The sequence below is a fragment of the Mesorhizobium sp. 131-3-5 genome (assembly GCF_016756575.1).
Taxonomy (GTDB): Bacteria; Pseudomonadota; Alphaproteobacteria; order Rhizobiales; family Rhizobiaceae; genus Mesorhizobium; species Mesorhizobium jarvisii.
In genome coordinates this window covers 6,388,476-6,401,964 of sequence record NZ_AP023254.1, presented here as the reverse complement: position 1 = coordinate 6,401,964, position 13,489 = coordinate 6,388,476, and the positions used below count along the sequence as shown (strand labels likewise).

General features: G+C 63.9%; 15 protein-coding genes and 1 tRNA gene. 14 read left to right on the top strand and 2 right to left on the bottom strand.

Annotated elements, in window-relative coordinates; genetic code table 11:
- Positions 1-225: 225 nt before the first annotated feature.
- From JG747_RS31115 to JG747_RS31095, 5 genes are all read left to right on the top strand, one after another.
- Entirely contained in the window at positions 226-870 is a 645-nt protein-coding gene (locus JG747_RS31115; RefSeq protein WP_202360735.1) for a helix-turn-helix domain-containing protein, read from the top strand.
- Positions 871-873: 3 nt separating this feature from the next.
- Positions 874-2,493, top strand: a complete 1,620-nt coding sequence (gene terL / locus JG747_RS31110; RefSeq protein WP_244748284.1) for a phage terminase large subunit — start codon at positions 874-876, stop codon at positions 2,491-2,493.
- Entirely contained in the window at positions 2,490-4,067 is a 1,578-nt protein-coding gene (locus JG747_RS31105) for a DUF1073 domain-containing protein (protein ID WP_202360734.1), read from the top strand. Before terL ends, JG747_RS31105 begins: the two co-directional genes overlap by 4 nt.
- Entirely contained in the window at positions 4,064-4,252 is a 189-nt protein-coding gene (locus JG747_RS31100; RefSeq protein ID WP_202360733.1) for a hypothetical protein, read from the top strand. Before JG747_RS31105 ends, JG747_RS31100 begins: the two co-directional genes overlap by 4 nt.
- A gap of 78 nt (positions 4,253-4,330) precedes the next feature.
- Entirely contained in the window at positions 4,331-5,152 is an 822-nt protein-coding gene (locus JG747_RS31095) for a phage head morphogenesis protein (protein ID WP_202360732.1), read from the top strand.
- 18 nt (positions 5,153-5,170) lie between these two features.
- Here JG747_RS31095 and JG747_RS31090 read toward each other — a convergent pair whose 3' ends face one another.
- Both JG747_RS31090 and JG747_RS31085 read right to left on the bottom strand, forming a co-directional pair.
- The gene (locus JG747_RS31090) at positions 5,171-5,539 is read right to left on the bottom strand and encodes a type II toxin-antitoxin system HicB family antitoxin (RefSeq protein WP_202360731.1); all 369 of its coding nucleotides are present in this window, start codon (positions 5,537-5,539) and stop codon (positions 5,171-5,173) included.
- On the bottom strand, positions 5,536-5,790 hold the full coding sequence (locus JG747_RS31085) for a type II toxin-antitoxin system HicA family toxin (RefSeq protein ID WP_202360730.1): 255 nt from the start codon (positions 5,788-5,790) through the stop codon (positions 5,536-5,538). Before JG747_RS31085 ends, JG747_RS31090 begins: the two co-directional genes overlap by 4 nt.
- A gap of 80 nt (positions 5,791-5,870) precedes the next feature.
- Between JG747_RS31085 and JG747_RS31080 the strand changes: the two genes are divergently transcribed.
- The 9 genes from JG747_RS31080 (at position 5,871) to JG747_RS31040 (ending at position 13,487) form a co-directional block, all read left to right on the top strand.
- Complete coding sequence (locus JG747_RS31080) at positions 5,871-7,895, top strand: DUF2213 domain-containing protein (RefSeq protein ID WP_202360729.1); 2,025 nt, start codon at positions 5,871-5,873, stop codon at positions 7,893-7,895.
- 73 nt (positions 7,896-7,968) lie between these two features.
- Positions 7,969-8,919: a structural cement protein Gp24 gene (locus tag JG747_RS31075; protein WP_202360728.1), complete on the top strand. Its 951-nt coding sequence runs from the start codon at positions 7,969-7,971 to the stop codon at positions 8,917-8,919.
- Positions 8,920-8,990: 71 nt separating this feature from the next.
- Positions 8,991-10,085 carry a hypothetical protein gene (locus JG747_RS31070; RefSeq protein ID WP_202360727.1) on the top strand — a complete coding sequence of 365 codons (1,095 nt, stop codon included), beginning with the start codon at positions 8,991-8,993 and terminating at the stop codon, positions 10,083-10,085.
- A gap of 510 nt (positions 10,086-10,595) precedes the next feature.
- Positions 10,596-10,671 (top strand) — tRNA-Met (locus JG747_RS31065).
- Positions 10,672-11,419: 748 nt separating this feature from the next.
- Positions 11,420-11,740, top strand: coding sequence for a hypothetical protein (locus JG747_RS31060; RefSeq protein ID WP_202360726.1), 321 nt, complete (start codon positions 11,420-11,422; stop codon positions 11,738-11,740).
- Positions 11,741-11,768: 28 nt separating this feature from the next.
- Complete coding sequence (locus tag JG747_RS31055) at positions 11,769-12,206, top strand: hypothetical protein (RefSeq protein ID WP_202360725.1); 438 nt, start codon at positions 11,769-11,771, stop codon at positions 12,204-12,206.
- Between the two features lie 26 nt (positions 12,207-12,232).
- Entirely contained in the window at positions 12,233-12,658 is a 426-nt protein-coding gene (locus JG747_RS31050; RefSeq protein ID WP_202360724.1) for a DUF4054 domain-containing protein, read from the top strand.
- 12 nt (positions 12,659-12,670) lie between these two features.
- Complete coding sequence (locus tag JG747_RS31045) at positions 12,671-13,042, top strand: hypothetical protein (protein ID WP_202360723.1); 372 nt, start codon at positions 12,671-12,673, stop codon at positions 13,040-13,042.
- 16 nt (positions 13,043-13,058) lie between these two features.
- Complete coding sequence (locus JG747_RS31040) at positions 13,059-13,487, top strand: hypothetical protein (RefSeq protein WP_202360722.1); 429 nt, start codon at positions 13,059-13,061, stop codon at positions 13,485-13,487.
- Positions 13,488-13,489 lie beyond the last annotated feature (2 nt).

Genomic DNA, 13,489 nt, shown 5'->3' with positions numbered 1-13,489 from the left:
CATGCGTAGCACAGCGTCGGTGGTCAGCATGGCAGCGGCAGTCAAGCACACGGGCCAGTTTGCATTTCTGCTCAAGTCAACCAACGGCAAGCCCAGCAAGGCTTTGCAGGATGATTACTCCGTCGTCGTTTGCCCTCGCGGTACCATGTTCATCGTGGGTTGGGACTTGGCAGCAGGTGGGGGCCATCCCGAACATTCCGAACACTCACACGCGCGAGTCGTCCGGTGATCAAGACCAAGTCGAGCGTGACGGCATCAAAGCCGACCGCAAAGCCCAAGGCTGCACCGGCAAAAGGCAAGGCGGCGGGGCCGAAAAAAAAGCCGGCGCGGGGCAAGAAGAAACCGGCCAGCAAGCCGAAGCCTCCTGTGTCTCCTGCAGCCGCTCCCAAGGCTGAGCCGGCACCGCAGGCAGCGCCAGAGGCGAAGCCGGCAGAGGCCAGCAAGGGCGGCGCATCGCCCAAGCTTACCGTCCGCGACGTGCCGCGCGTCATTGCGATGCTGCGCCAGTGCGGTGGCATCAAGACCGTTGCGGCCGAGCGGCTGAACGTCGGCCGCACGACGCTCTACGCCTTCCTGAACGAGCACCCTGAAATCCAGGAGGCCGATTCCGAGATCGCGGACGAGCTGCTCGACGTGGCCGAGGGCCAGGTGGTGATCGCGCTTCGCTCCGGCGATATGCAGACGGTGCGCTGGTACCTGGAGCTTAAAGGCAAGGATCGGGGCTTTGTGCGCCGCGTCGAGACCACGGGCAAGAACGGCGGCCCGGTCGAGACGGCGCAGAAGCTCGATCTCGCCAACATGTCGGACGAGGAATTGGAAATCCTGCTGCGCGCCGCAGAAAAGCGGGAGAGCACAGCCGGCGGAAAGTGACACATGGCGCGCATATCAGGCGTCATCCCGCCGACCCCGGACGACATTCGCATTGAGCTAGACCGGCGGGCCTGTGGTCGCTCCATGGTCGAGCTGATCAAGCGCGGATGGCATGTGCTCGAGCCCGGTCAGCCGTACAGGCATGGCTGGCACATCGATGCCATCGGCGATCACCTGGAGGCGGTGAGCAGGGGCGAAATCACTCGCCTGCTGTTCAACGTGCCGCCCGGCACCATGAAATCGATGGCATGCGGCGTCTTCTTCCCGGCGTGGGAATGGGGACCGCGCAACATGCCGCATTTGCGGTTCATGGGCACGTCCTACAAGGACTCGCTGGCGATCCGCGACAACGTCAAGACCCGCCGCCTGATCCAGTCCGACTGGTATCAGAAACGCTGGGGCGATGGCTTCGCCATGATCGGCGACCAGAACACCAAGACCAAGTTCGAGAACAACAAGACCGGCTTCCGCGAAGCCATGGCCTTCAACTCGATGACTGGCTCGCGCGGCGATCGCGTGCTCGTCGACGATCCTCTCTCCGTCCAGATGGCGAAATCTGACGTCGAGCGTGAGACGGCGAACGACACCTTCAAGGAAGCGCTACCGACCCGTCTGAACAACCCCGACTCGTCGGCGATCATCGTCATCATGCAGCGCCTGCACGAGGACGACCCTTCGGGCGTCATCCTGGCGAACGACTACGGCTATGAGCACGTCATGCTGCCGATGGAGTATGAGCCCGAACGGCGCTGCTACTCGGTCGTGAAGCCGTCCTATTTCGAGACTGAACCGGTCGAGGGGCGCTACGACCGCAAGAAGCATGCCTGGCGCTTCGACGATCCGGCCAATGCCGACGATCCCGAAGCTGCCAAGGCGCAGACCCGCACGGTCTACCCCCAGGATCCGCGAACCGAAGATGGCGAATTGCTGTTCGTCGAGCGGTTCCCCAAGCACGTCGTGGAGCGCGACAAGAAGATCATGGGCAGCCACGCCTCGGCGGGGCAGTTCCAGCAACGGCCCGCGCCGCGCGAAGGCGGCATGTTCAAGCGCGCCTGGTTCGACGGCCAGTTTGTACGGCAAGCCCCGAAGGGCACGGTCTGGGTCCGCCATTGGGACTTGGCCGGCACGAAGGGCGGCACTGGCGCGCGCACCGCTGGCGTGAAGCTCGGCCGCGATCAAGACGGCCACTACTACGTCGGCCATGTCGTCACCCTCCGCGAGGAAGGCAAGTCGGTCCGCAAGACCATCAAGGCCACGGCAGCGATCGACGGCAAGACCGTCAACATCAGCCTGCCACAGGATCCGGGGCAGGCCGGCAAGGCGCAGGTGCAGGACTATGTGTCCGATCTGGCCGGCTACCGCGTCCATGCCGAGGGTGAAACCGGCGACAAGATCACGCGCGCCGAGCCGTTCTCGGCTCAGTGCGAATACGGCAACGTCTTCATCGTCGAAGGCGAGTGGAACGAACTCTATCTCGACGAACTCTGCATCTTCCCGTCCGGCAAGCTCATGGACCAGGTCGACGCATCTTCCGGCGCCTTTACGAGGCTGCTCAACATCAAGGGGGCCATGGTGATCAGCGACGACGTGCTTCGCCGCGCCGCCCAGCCGGGGCCGCGATGATCAGGAGGTTTTTCAGGGCCGCTCGCCGCCTGTTGAAGCGCAAGCCAGCCGTGCAGGCGCAGAACGCCGCGCCGCTGGCCGCCATGCCACCAGGCACGCGCGGACCCACCCGCATCTCGGAAGCGATGCTGTCGGCTCTGCGTGGCCAGAAGGCAGCGCCGGCGCAGCAAGCGCCGGTGTTCACCTTGCCGCAGCACCCGGCAAGCGTTCTGCCGAACGGCAACACTGGCCTCGCCATGGACAGCGCCGTCGGCGCGGTTCAATCCTGGGCCAACGGCTTTGCGCTGAGCGGCTACTATTCGGAAGGGATCACCTTCCTCGGCTACGCCTATCTGTCGGAGCTGGCGCAGCGCCCGGAATACCGGGTGATCTCCGAGACCATCGCGACCGAGATGACGCGCAAGTGGATTCGCTTCACCTCGAACGACGGCGAGGACAAGGCCGACAAGATCACGGAGCTGGAGGCCGAGTTCAAGCGCCTCAACGTGCGCGACATGTTCTGCCGCGCTGCCGAGCAGGATGGCTTCTTCGGCCGCGGTCACATCTACATCGACACCGGCGACACCGATAATCCCGACGAGCTGCAAAAGCCGATCGGCGACGGCTGGGACAAGCTCTCGGCCGCCAAGCTCGCCAAGAAGCCGATCACGGCGCTGCGCACGGTCGAGGCGGTCTGGTGCTATCCGACCAACTACAACTCGAACGATCCCCTCAAGGACAACTGGTATCGGCCCGATAGCTGGTATGTGCAGGCCAAGATCGTTCACACCTCGCGGCTGATCACCCTGATCGGGCGCGAAGTCCCCGACCTGTTGAAGCCGACCTATTCCTTCGGCGGCCTGTCGCTGTCGCAGATGGTGAAGCCCTATGTCGACAACTGGCTGGAGACGCGCCAGTCGGTGAACGACATCATCAGCGCGTTTACGGTGTTTGTGCTGGCGAGCAACCTGCAGGAGACCCTGCAGGCGGATGGCGACCAGCTCTTCAAGCGCGCCGAACTTTTCAATTTGGTCAGGTCCAATCGCGGCCTGATGATGATCGACAAGGACACGGAAGACTTCAAGAACGTCTCCGCGTCGCTCTCCGGCCTCGACATGCTCCAGGCGCAGTCGCAGGAGCACATGGCATCGGTCAGCCACATTCCGCTGGTCAAGCTGCTCGGCACCCAGCCGGCAGGGCTCAACGCCTCCTCAGAGGGCGAGATCAGGGTTTTCAACGACTACGTGCACTCGTTCCAGGAACACCTGTTCCGGCACCCGCTGCACCGCCTGCTCGGCCTGGTGATGATCTCGCTCTGGGGCGAGGTCGATCCTGGCATCGACTTCGAGTTCGAGAAACTCGAGGAGACCAACGAGAAGGAAGCGGCCGAGGTTGAAAAGACCAAGGCCGAGCGTGACGTGATCCTGATCGACGCCGGCGTGATCGCGCCCGAGGAATCGCGCAAGCGCGTTGCCGCCGATCCGGACTCGGACTTCTCGTCGATCGACGTCGATGACGTGCCCGACCTGGAGGAAGAGGAAGAGGACGGCCTTGTCGTCAAGGGCGGCTCTGGCCAGCAAGAGGAAGCGGCATGAACGAGAGGCGCGAAATTCGGCTACGGGTTCTCGAACTCGTGGGGCGTGATTCCAGCGTCCATGCCGACAACATCATCGAAACCGTTCTCAGCTTGGAACGGTTTATCTGGGACGCCGATGTTGCCAATGTCGAGGAGCCGGCAGATAGTGCGGCTCCCGTCACGGACAACGCCGGCACCGCTTGATCACGCTCAACCTCTGGGAACTCCTCAAAGCACAGACGCCCGACGATCGCGAGATCGCCGAGACGCTGAGGGATCGTGATGTCGAGCCTCCGAAGCCGAAAGACGGCCAAGCGCAACGAAAAGGTGCTGCCCCCGGTCCGACCCAACGTCGGGATTGAGGTCGCCTATAGGGGCCGCCTGACGCGCCTGATCGACGCTATGAGCGATAGCGTGATCTACTGGCTCAAAGCCTCCTACCGGGCCAATACGCCCCGCATGGCGCAGGATGAGACGCCGGCGGATGCGCTGCGCCGATCGATCCGCAAGCTCGCCGCGCAGTGGACCAAGCGCTTCGATGTCGCATCGGACCGGCTGGGCGACTACTTCGCCCTCTCGGTCGAGAAACGTTCCAGTGCTGCGCTTCGCAAGATCCTGCGCGAGGGCGGCATCTCGGTCGATTTCAAGATGACGGCAGAGATGCGCGACGTGGTCGACGCGACGGTCAACGCCAACGTCTCGCTGATCAAGTCGATCCCCTCGCAGTATTTCGACCAGGTCGAAGGCGCGGTGATGCGCTCGGTCCAGACCGGCCGCGACCTTGCCGGGCTGGTGGAGGAGCTGGAGCGCTTCTCGGGCATCTCGAGGCGGCGCGCTGCCTTCATCGCGCTCGACCAGAACAACAAGGCGACGTCGGCCTTCACCACGGCGCGCGAACTGGCGCTCGGCATCGACGAAGCCGAATGGCACCACAGCGGCGGCGGGAAAGAACCTCGCCCCACGCACGTCGCGGCTGGCCGTGAAAAGGTCCGCTACAAGATTTCGAGGGGCTGGTACGACCCGGCCGTCAAACGCTTCATCCGACCAGGTGAGGAGCCGGGTTGCCGCTGTGTCGGCAAGCCGGTTATCAAGGGGTTCTCGTAACGCGCTGGGTGGCGGCCTTTAAGTGGCCAGAAACCGACCCTCTTCATAGTTGTCGTTGGCGCGGGCGGCCTTTGCCAGCACTTCCTCGCCCCATTCGTTGAGGCTCTTGCCGGCCAGCTCGGCAGCGATGGCGACCGCAGAATGAACCCGAGGGTCAACACGCAGCATCAGATTGCCGGAATAGGGCTTCTGCGGCTCTTTGCCGACCTTCTTGCAGGTCTCCACATAATCGTCGACGGCTTCGTGGAAGGCGGTCTTTAGACCGGCAACGGTGTCGGCGTGGAAGCCGATTACGTCGCTGATGCCGGCGATCTTGCCGCTGAAGATTTCGTCGCCAGAATCGAATTCGATCCGGGCGCCGAAACCCTTATAGATCATGCCTTTCATGGCCTTACTCCTATCTGCGCGAGAAAGTCTCTGGCGTCTCTGACCTGGTAGTGTTTCGCCTCCTTGGCCGGATGAGGGCGGTGGAAGCTGGCGACATGGCCGTCGAAGACGAACCGGACGCGAGAGCCGTTTCCTTCGATGATGGTGCATCCGACAGCGAGCAGCAGGCTCTCGATATCCGCCCACGCGATGGTGCCCGAAACCGGGTTGGCGAACACCGCTGCGAGGGTCCTTGTCTGCTTGCTGTTCATGCAAGCAATATATGCAAGCACCCCTGAATTGCAAGCAGATAATGCATGCACGGTCAATCGAAACATAGGTTGGAAAACGAATGCCTGCCACCTCAGAATCCCAACGCCGCGCGATGTACGCTGCGGCCGAGGGCCGGGGCGTGCTCGGCATCCCGAAAGCCGTCGCCGAAGAGTTCGTCGGCAAGGATAGCGCAGGCCAAGCCGCCTCGATGATGCTGATCGCGCCCGATGGCGACGTCCTGGTGCTGCGGCGCTCGTCGACCGACACCAACTGGCCCGGCCACTGGTGCTGGCCCGGTGGCAAGGCCGAGGAAGGCGAAACGCCCCTCCAGGCTGCCACGCGCGAGACCGCAGAGGAAGCGACCGGGGCTGAGATGTTCCTGGAGGCCGGCCCGGCGAAACTGCTGGACGTGCGCCCTACGCCACAGAGCTGGCTGCACTACACGTATGCGCAGCCGGTGGTCGAGAAGTTCCAGCCGACGCTGTCAGCCGAGCACTCGGGATATGCCTGGGCCCCCCTTCGTTCGCTGCCTGAGCCGGTGCATCCGGGCCTGCGCGACATGCTGGACGAGCGCCTTGGCATCGCTGCCGACATGGCTCCCGAGGCGTGGGATCAACTGCGCTCCAACTTCGTGAAGTGGGCGAGGGATGAGGACGTCGCCGGCGATTGCCAGCTTTGCGGTGGAACCGGTGAGCTGGCCGGTCCTGGCATCGTCTGCGACGAATGCGAGGGCACCGGCATGGCACGACCAAAGCAGGCCAACGATGCGCTGGCCATGGATCGCAACAGCGTGCGCACGTTCGACCAGGACGGCCACCTGCGCGTCGAGATGACGCCGATTTCGAAGGCCAATGTCTGCCCCTACTACGGCAGGGAAATCCCGGATTTCGAGGCGCTGGGGCTTGATCCCGAACGCCTCTACTACCTCTACCGCGATGCCGAGGAACTGGCCAAGGCCGCCCCGACGTTCGTCGGCAAGCCGCTCCTGCTCAAGCACATTCCGGTCAGCGCCAAGGAACACCCGCGCGAAGCCGTTGTCGGAGCTCTGGGCGATGCCGTCGAGTTCCATGCGCCCTACCTCATGGCGCCGCTCAGCATCTGGGATGGGGCAGCAATCGCGCTGATCGAATCCGATCGGCAGAAAGAACTTTCGAGCAGCTATCGCTACCGGGCCGACATGACGCCCGGAACGCTCGCTGGAGAATCCTACGACGGCGTGATGCGGGACATTTCCGCCAATCACGTCGCCTTGGTTGAGGAAGGCCGCGCCGGGCCTGATGTGGTTGTCGGCGACAGCAAACAGGAGATCACGGAAATGAAGAAAACGGCACTGCTGTCGCGCATGGCGTCTGTCGCCCACGGCGCGATCCTTGCCCACGTCATGCCGAAGCTGGCCGCCGATCAGAAGATCGATCTGCGCCCGGCTCTGGCTGGCATCACTGCCAAGAACTTCAAGGCCAAGCGACCCGCGCTCATCGATGCGGTCGGCAAGGCCGCGAAGGGCAAGCTCGCCGCTGACGCCAAGCTCGACGGCCTCGACGCCCTTCTGCTCGCCCTCGACGAAGAGGCCGACGCGCAGGAGGCCATGGACGAGGACGACGACGAAGACGAAGACAAGAAGAAGGCCGCCAAAGACGCCGCCGAAGAAGAAGAGAAGGAGAAAGCCGCCAAGGACGCCGCCGAGGAAGAGGCCAAGAAAAAGGCCGCCGAGGATGCCGAGGAAGACGACGACAAGGTCGGCAAAAAGGCCATGGATTCGGCCATTGCCTCCGCAGTGTCGAAAGCCAAGTCCGAGGTCCGCGCCGAGATGATCAAGACGGCGAACGATATCCGCGTCGCCGAAGAGGCGGTGCGCCCCTACATCGGCAAGCTGGCCATGGCCCATGACAGCGCCGAAGCCGTCTACCGCACCGCGCTCACCTCGCTTGGCGTGGACATCGAGGGCATTCACCCGTCGGCGCTTCCCGCCATCCTCAAGGCTCAGCCGCTGCCGGGCTCTACCCCGGCGCAGCCGCAGCACCGCGTCGCCATGGACGCGGCCGGCGTCAACTCGTTCCACGAGATGTTTCCGGTCACGAAGACCCACATCGTCAAGTCGCTCTAAGGCGAGCGGCTTAATTCCTGAAACCCCTTCGAGCCGGCCACCGAGCCGGCTTTTTTCATGAGGAGAATCGCCCATGTCTGGCTTTCAGACGCAGGCCGCCTACAATCCCGCCCCGGCTGTTGAGGGCGACTTCGCTTCCACCAACCCCCGCACCACCGTGATGGCAGCGGCTGGCGCTCTGGTCGCCGGCGCGCTCGGCGTCATCATCGGCCGCTTTGCCTGGAAGAGCTATGCCCAGGTCGACAGCGACAATGCGCCGGCAGTCGTCAACAACTTCGGCACCGGCCCGGTCGCCGGCTTCATCCACCGCGAGCAGCAGGGCCTGATCGAGCAGTATCTGCAGGAATCGACCATGCTGGTTCCTGCCGGCTTCCCGATCACCGTCTTCGATGGCGGCGACTTCTGGGTGAAGAACAACGGCGCTACCCCGGCTCTGGATGGCATGAAGGTCTATGCCAACTACGCCGACGGCAAGGCCACCGCCGCAGCGACCGGCTCGCCGAACGGCGCGACCACGTCGGCCGGCTCGATCGCTGCCGCCACCAGCGGCTTCGTCGGCTCCATCGTCGGCAATGTCCTGGCGGTCACGGCGGTCAACTCGGGCACGATCTATCCCGGCACCACGATCTCCGGCACCGATGTCGCCAGCGGCACCAAGATCGTCTCGCAGCTCACCGGCACGCCCGGCGGCGTCGGCACCTATGCGGTCAATATTCCCGACCAGGACGTCGATCCCGGTACCGTGATTGCCGGCACCTATGGCGTGTTCACGGCGGGCGGCACGATCGCAGGCGTCTTCGGCGTCGGCGACACGCTGACCGGTGCCGGCATCAGCGCCGTCACCACCATCCGCCAGCAGCTTACCGGTCCTGCCGGCGGCGCCGGCACCTATGCCGTCGACGTCAACACCGTCGTCGCATCGGCGGCGCTCACCGCGGCCACCAACGTCGAGACCAAGTGGACCGTGCGTTCCTTCGCCCAGCCGGGCGAGCTGATGAAGATCAGCTCCTGGCCGCAGGGCTAAACCAACCCCTCCCGTCAACCTCGAAACCATGCGCCGGCCCGTGAAGCCGGCGGTCTGTGAGGAGAACCACCATGCAATTCCACGACTTCAACACGGCCGCCGCAACTTGGGCGCAGCATCGCCCCATGTTCGAGGCGGCCGGCATCTACCTGCCCGAGGCCCGCGCCTATATCGTCGAGGGCTACCGCACCAACCACTTCGCCATGGATGCGCAGCCCCAGCTGGCCACCACGGCGAACTCGGGCATTCCGGCGTTCCTGACCACGCTGGTCGACCCGGAGGTCTACCGCGTCCTCTTCGCCCCGACGCAGGCCGCCGAGATCTTCGGCGAAACCCGCAAGGGCACCTGGATCGACCAGACCGCGATGTTCCCGACCGTCGAGCAGACGGGCGAGGTGTCGAGCTATGGCGACTATAACGACAACGGTCGCTCTGGCGCGAACATGAACTGGCCGCAGCGCCAGTCCTACTTGTTCCAGACGATCGCCGAGTATGGCGAGCTGGAGATCGAGCGCGCCGGCCTCGGCCGCGTCAATTGGGTTGGCGAGGTCGACGGCGCCGGCACCACCGTGCTCGCCCGCTTCCTGAACACCACCTATTTCAAGGGTGTGCAGGGCCTCCAGAACTATGGCCTGCTCAACGATCCGAACCTTGCGGCTCCGGTCACTCCGGCTCCGAAGGCCTATGGCGGCGTGAAGTGGATCAACAACGGCCAGATCGTCGCCACGGCGAACGAAATCTACGCCGATATCCAGTCGCTCTGGCTGCAACTCGTCACCCAGACCGCCGGCCTCATCGACCAGAAGACCAAGATGACGCTGGCGCTGTCGCCGGAATCGCAGCTCGCCATGACTGCGACCAACTCCTTCAACGTCAACGTCGAGGATCTTCTGAAAAAGAACTTCCCCAACCTGCGCGTTGAGACGGCTGTGCAGTATGGCGCGCAGACCGCGATCAACCCTGTCGGCATCGCGGGCGGCAACCTGGTGCAGCTGATCGCTGACGCCATCGACGGCCAGAAGACCGGCTACTGCTCCTTCAACGAAAAGCTTCGCACGCACCCCATCATCCGCGCGATGTCTTCGTGGAAGAAGAAAATGACCAGCGGCACCTGGGGCGCGATCATCCGCCAGCCGATGGGCATTTCGCAGATGCTCGGCGTCTAAGCGACGCCGGCCTGGCCGCGTTTCACCATTCGTTCACTATATGAGCGCAGTCTAACGTTAGGTCATGCCGGTACAGCGTACATGCCTAAGCCCTAGCGCCGCCTCGGCGCTGGGGCTTTTCATTTCCGTATGAGCCATTCCAGCATGTTGGGATCGACTTCGTTCTGTCCGGTATATGATCGGACTAGCTGGATAGCCATCTCCCGCCACTGACTCTCGGGCGCGTCGCGCTCGTGGACCTCTTTCAGGAAGGCAGACCGCAAGATTTCGGCGTCCAGCGCCGTCACGTGTGATTTCGCCATCGGTTCCCTCACAATGGGCGGGGGCAAAACCATGACCCGCGCAGGGGCGGAAACATATCTCCACCGTGTGAAGTAGAACAAGGGTTTTGACGCGTTCGAATCCCTCTCCATCCGCCATCTGCAAGCATTCGGGTCAGTTTGCGTTTCTGCGCAAGTTCGCCTGTTACCACTCTTGACACGTTTGTAACCAATATGGCACCAATCCGTCGGTGGGGTAGAGCAGCCGGTAGCTCGTCAGGCTCATAACCTGAAGGTCGTCCGTTCAAATCGGACCCCCGCAACCAAATCCAGACCCTGGACATCTCGTCGATGCGTTGGCGCTGAAACCGAGATTGAAAGGCGAGGATGGCGCTAAAGGCAAGCCTCTGGCCCAGCCCGGGTGAAAGACCGGGCACCAATCCAAGGGGAAGCCGCCGCGCCCCGACTGTCGAGAAAGCTCTTCCATGGAAGAGCCCGGCGGCCAGCTCGGATGGAAGGCCGGGCAACCATTCTCGAGAAAGGTCGGTGACGGCGCTCCACGCGGTCACGGGTAGAGGTCCGGGACACCGAAAAGTTAGCCGGAGGCTCCCTGAACATAAGGGCGGTCGCGACGATCGTGAAACGTTCAAACTCCACGAGCGCCAATGCTTGTGTGATTGCGCCGATAAGCGGGAACGAAGGCCCGTATGGGGCGAGCGGGTAAACGGACGGACCGGCACCGCGCTCGCCCTCTGAATTCAAGATGTCCTCCCAGGACAGCGAGGCGCGCAACGCAGCCTCGCAACGGTTCCCGCAAGGGGAGCCAGGGGACCTGCTCGGCGCGCTTTTTGCCGGGTGCGCTGAGCGGGTCTCCCACCACAGTTTGCGGATGCTCCGTGAGAGGTGCCTGTTCCACAGGCGCTGAGCCAGGATTGACACCTGGCATCCGCTCCAGCGTTCGGGCCGCGTCACTGGTGATAGTTGGTGGGGGCACCTCTGATCATCTCTGCCGCGGCTCGGACGACCCCAGGAGCCGCAATGCACCGTGTTAGCGAAGAGAAACGGGACGCGATCATGAGCGCCTATCTCGCGGGCGTTCCAACCCTCGAGATCGCGTCACGGTACGGCGTCTCGGAGAGCTACCCAAGCCAACTCGCGGGGCGCCTCCGGTTGAAGCGGCGCAACCTCGCCAACTGCCGCAAGCGCGGTCCGAACATCAACCAGAAGACGCGCGTCGTGATCGCTGAGCCAGCGGACGATGTCGCAGAGCTGCCCGCGCCAGCGGCCGACAACACCGCTGAAATCCGGCGCTTGGCAGGCATCGGCCGCAAGCGCACCGAGATCGCCGCACTGCTGCGCTGCCCCTATCGCGTCGTCGACGAAGCGTTGTCTTAACGCCCCCTTTTTCAACCGGAGTACAACGATGTCCGCCACTGTCACCGTCGCCTGCAAGCTTCCCCATGGCCTTATCATGCGCCTCCACACGATGGAGGACATGAACGAGCCGACCGCCGGCGGCGGCTTTCGCAAGGTGAAGCGCGCCCAGGTGATCGGCGAGCCTGTCGTCCTGAAAGGCTACAACCGCCGCTACAATCGCGGCACCGACCAGGCGCCGGCCGCGATCGGCAGCAGCTACGCGCTGACCCACGGCGTCGACGCCGACTTCTTCAAGAAGTGGCTCGACCAGAACAAGGATCTCGACGCCGTCAAGAACAACCTGATCTGGGCGCACTCCGAGACCGACATGGTCGAGGGCTTCATCAAGGAATACGACAGGCAGAAGTCAGGCTTCGAGCCGATCGATCCCAACAACCTGCCGCGCGGCATCCAGGCCTACAAGGCGGACGAAAAGGCGGCTTAACACGACAACGCCCAGGGAGGTCCATCATGGGCGTCATCGTCGATTTCAGCTATGCGACCTTCGTGGCGATCTACCCGCAGTTCGCCTCGCTCAGCCAGCCGCAGGTTGAGCAGGGCGCGCTGCCGGTGGCGGTGCTCTATTGCCGCAATGATGGCGGCGGCCCCGTCACCAAGGCCGAGACGCAGACCACGCTTCTCAACCTGATGGTCGCGCACATCTGCCAGCTCATGTACGGCGCCAACGGCCAGCAGCCGTCGGGCATCGTCGGGCGCGTCTCGGATGCATCCGAGGGCAGCGTCTCGGTGGCGGCCGACTTCCCGATGACACCAAGCAACGCCTGGTTCATGCAGACCCCCTTCGGCGCGGCCTTCTGGCAGGCCACGGCTGCCTACCGGACGATGCGCTACATGCCCGGGCCGGTCCGCTTCTTCAACCCTTGGCTCAACCAGTAAAGGACATCATCCATGGACCTCCTCCTTCAATTGCAGCGCGAGTTCCGCGCCTTCCGTAAATACGCCGAAGACCGCATCCAGGCTCTTGAGCGCAGTGCTCGCCTCGAGTCGCCGGCGGCTCCCGTGGTTTCCGACGAGACACCCGCTGCCGAGCCTGCTGCTCCGGTAAGTGCCGAGGGCGGAGCGACGGGCGCGACCGGCGACACGGGCACCACCGGTGCCACCGGTTCGACGGGCGATGCCGAGACGGCTGGAGCGACGGGCGCAACCGGCGATGCCGGCGCCACGGGCGGCGCGACGGGCGATACCGGCGCGACGGGCGCAATCGACGCCACCGATGCCGCTGTCGACGTCAAGGCAAAGGCGTCCAAGGGCAGCGCGTAAGGCGATGGTGCAGCTCATGGGCGGCGACAAGCTCGCCGCCAGGCTTGCCGAGATATCGAGGAGCCTCCAGAAAGCGACGTCTGTCGAAATCGGCTTCCTGGAGGACGCGACTTATCCCGACGGCACACCCGTCGCGCTGGTCGCGGCGCTGAACGAGTTCGGCAGCGGCGACACGCCGCCGCGCCCGTTCTTTCGTGGCATGATCGCCGACAAGAGCCCCGAATGGCCCGATGCCGTTGGCAACCTCCTGATCGCGAACGACTATGACGCGGACAAGACGCTCGGCCAGACCGGCGCAGCCATCAAGGGCCAGTTGCAGGCGGCTATCACCGCCTATGACGGCCCACCCCTGCAACCCGCCACCATCGCCCGAAAGGGCAACGACAAGCAGCTTGTGGACACTGGCCACATGCTGGCTTCGGTCGACTATGCGGTAAAATCCTGAAC

Coding starts and splice junctions, on each gene's coding strand:
- JG747_RS31080 (WP_202360729.1), top strand. CDS start 5,871: ATGCCTGCCACCTCAGAATCCCAACGCCGCGCGATGTACGCTGCGGCC.
- JG747_RS31075 (WP_202360728.1), top strand. CDS start 7,969: ATGTCTGGCTTTCAGACGCAGGCCGCCTACAATCCCGCCCCGGCTGTT.
- JG747_RS31040 (WP_202360722.1), top strand. CDS start 13,059: ATGGGCGGCGACAAGCTCGCCGCCAGGCTTGCCGAGATATCGAGGAGC.
- JG747_RS31090 (WP_202360731.1), bottom strand. CDS start 5,539: ATGAAAGGCATGATCTATAAGGGTTTCGGCGCCCGGATCGAATTCGAT.
- JG747_RS31060 (WP_202360726.1), top strand. CDS start 11,420: ATGAGCGCCTATCTCGCGGGCGTTCCAACCCTCGAGATCGCGTCACGG.
- JG747_RS31050 (WP_202360724.1), top strand. CDS start 12,233: ATGGGCGTCATCGTCGATTTCAGCTATGCGACCTTCGTGGCGATCTAC.
- JG747_RS31095 (WP_202360732.1), top strand. CDS start 4,331: ATGTCGAGCCTCCGAAGCCGAAAGACGGCCAAGCGCAACGAAAAGGTG.
- terL (WP_244748284.1), top strand. CDS start 874: ATGGCGCGCATATCAGGCGTCATCCCGCCGACCCCGGACGACATTCGC.
- JG747_RS31105 (WP_202360734.1), top strand. CDS start 2,490: ATGATCAGGAGGTTTTTCAGGGCCGCTCGCCGCCTGTTGAAGCGCAAG.
- JG747_RS31045 (WP_202360723.1), top strand. CDS start 12,671: ATGGACCTCCTCCTTCAATTGCAGCGCGAGTTCCGCGCCTTCCGTAAA.
- JG747_RS31070 (WP_202360727.1), top strand. CDS start 8,991: ATGCAATTCCACGACTTCAACACGGCCGCCGCAACTTGGGCGCAGCAT.
- JG747_RS31085 (WP_202360730.1), bottom strand. CDS start 5,790: ATGAACAGCAAGCAGACAAGGACCCTCGCAGCGGTGTTCGCCAACCCG.
- JG747_RS31100 (WP_202360733.1), top strand. CDS start 4,064: ATGAACGAGAGGCGCGAAATTCGGCTACGGGTTCTCGAACTCGTGGGG.
- JG747_RS31055 (WP_202360725.1), top strand. CDS start 11,769: ATGTCCGCCACTGTCACCGTCGCCTGCAAGCTTCCCCATGGCCTTATC.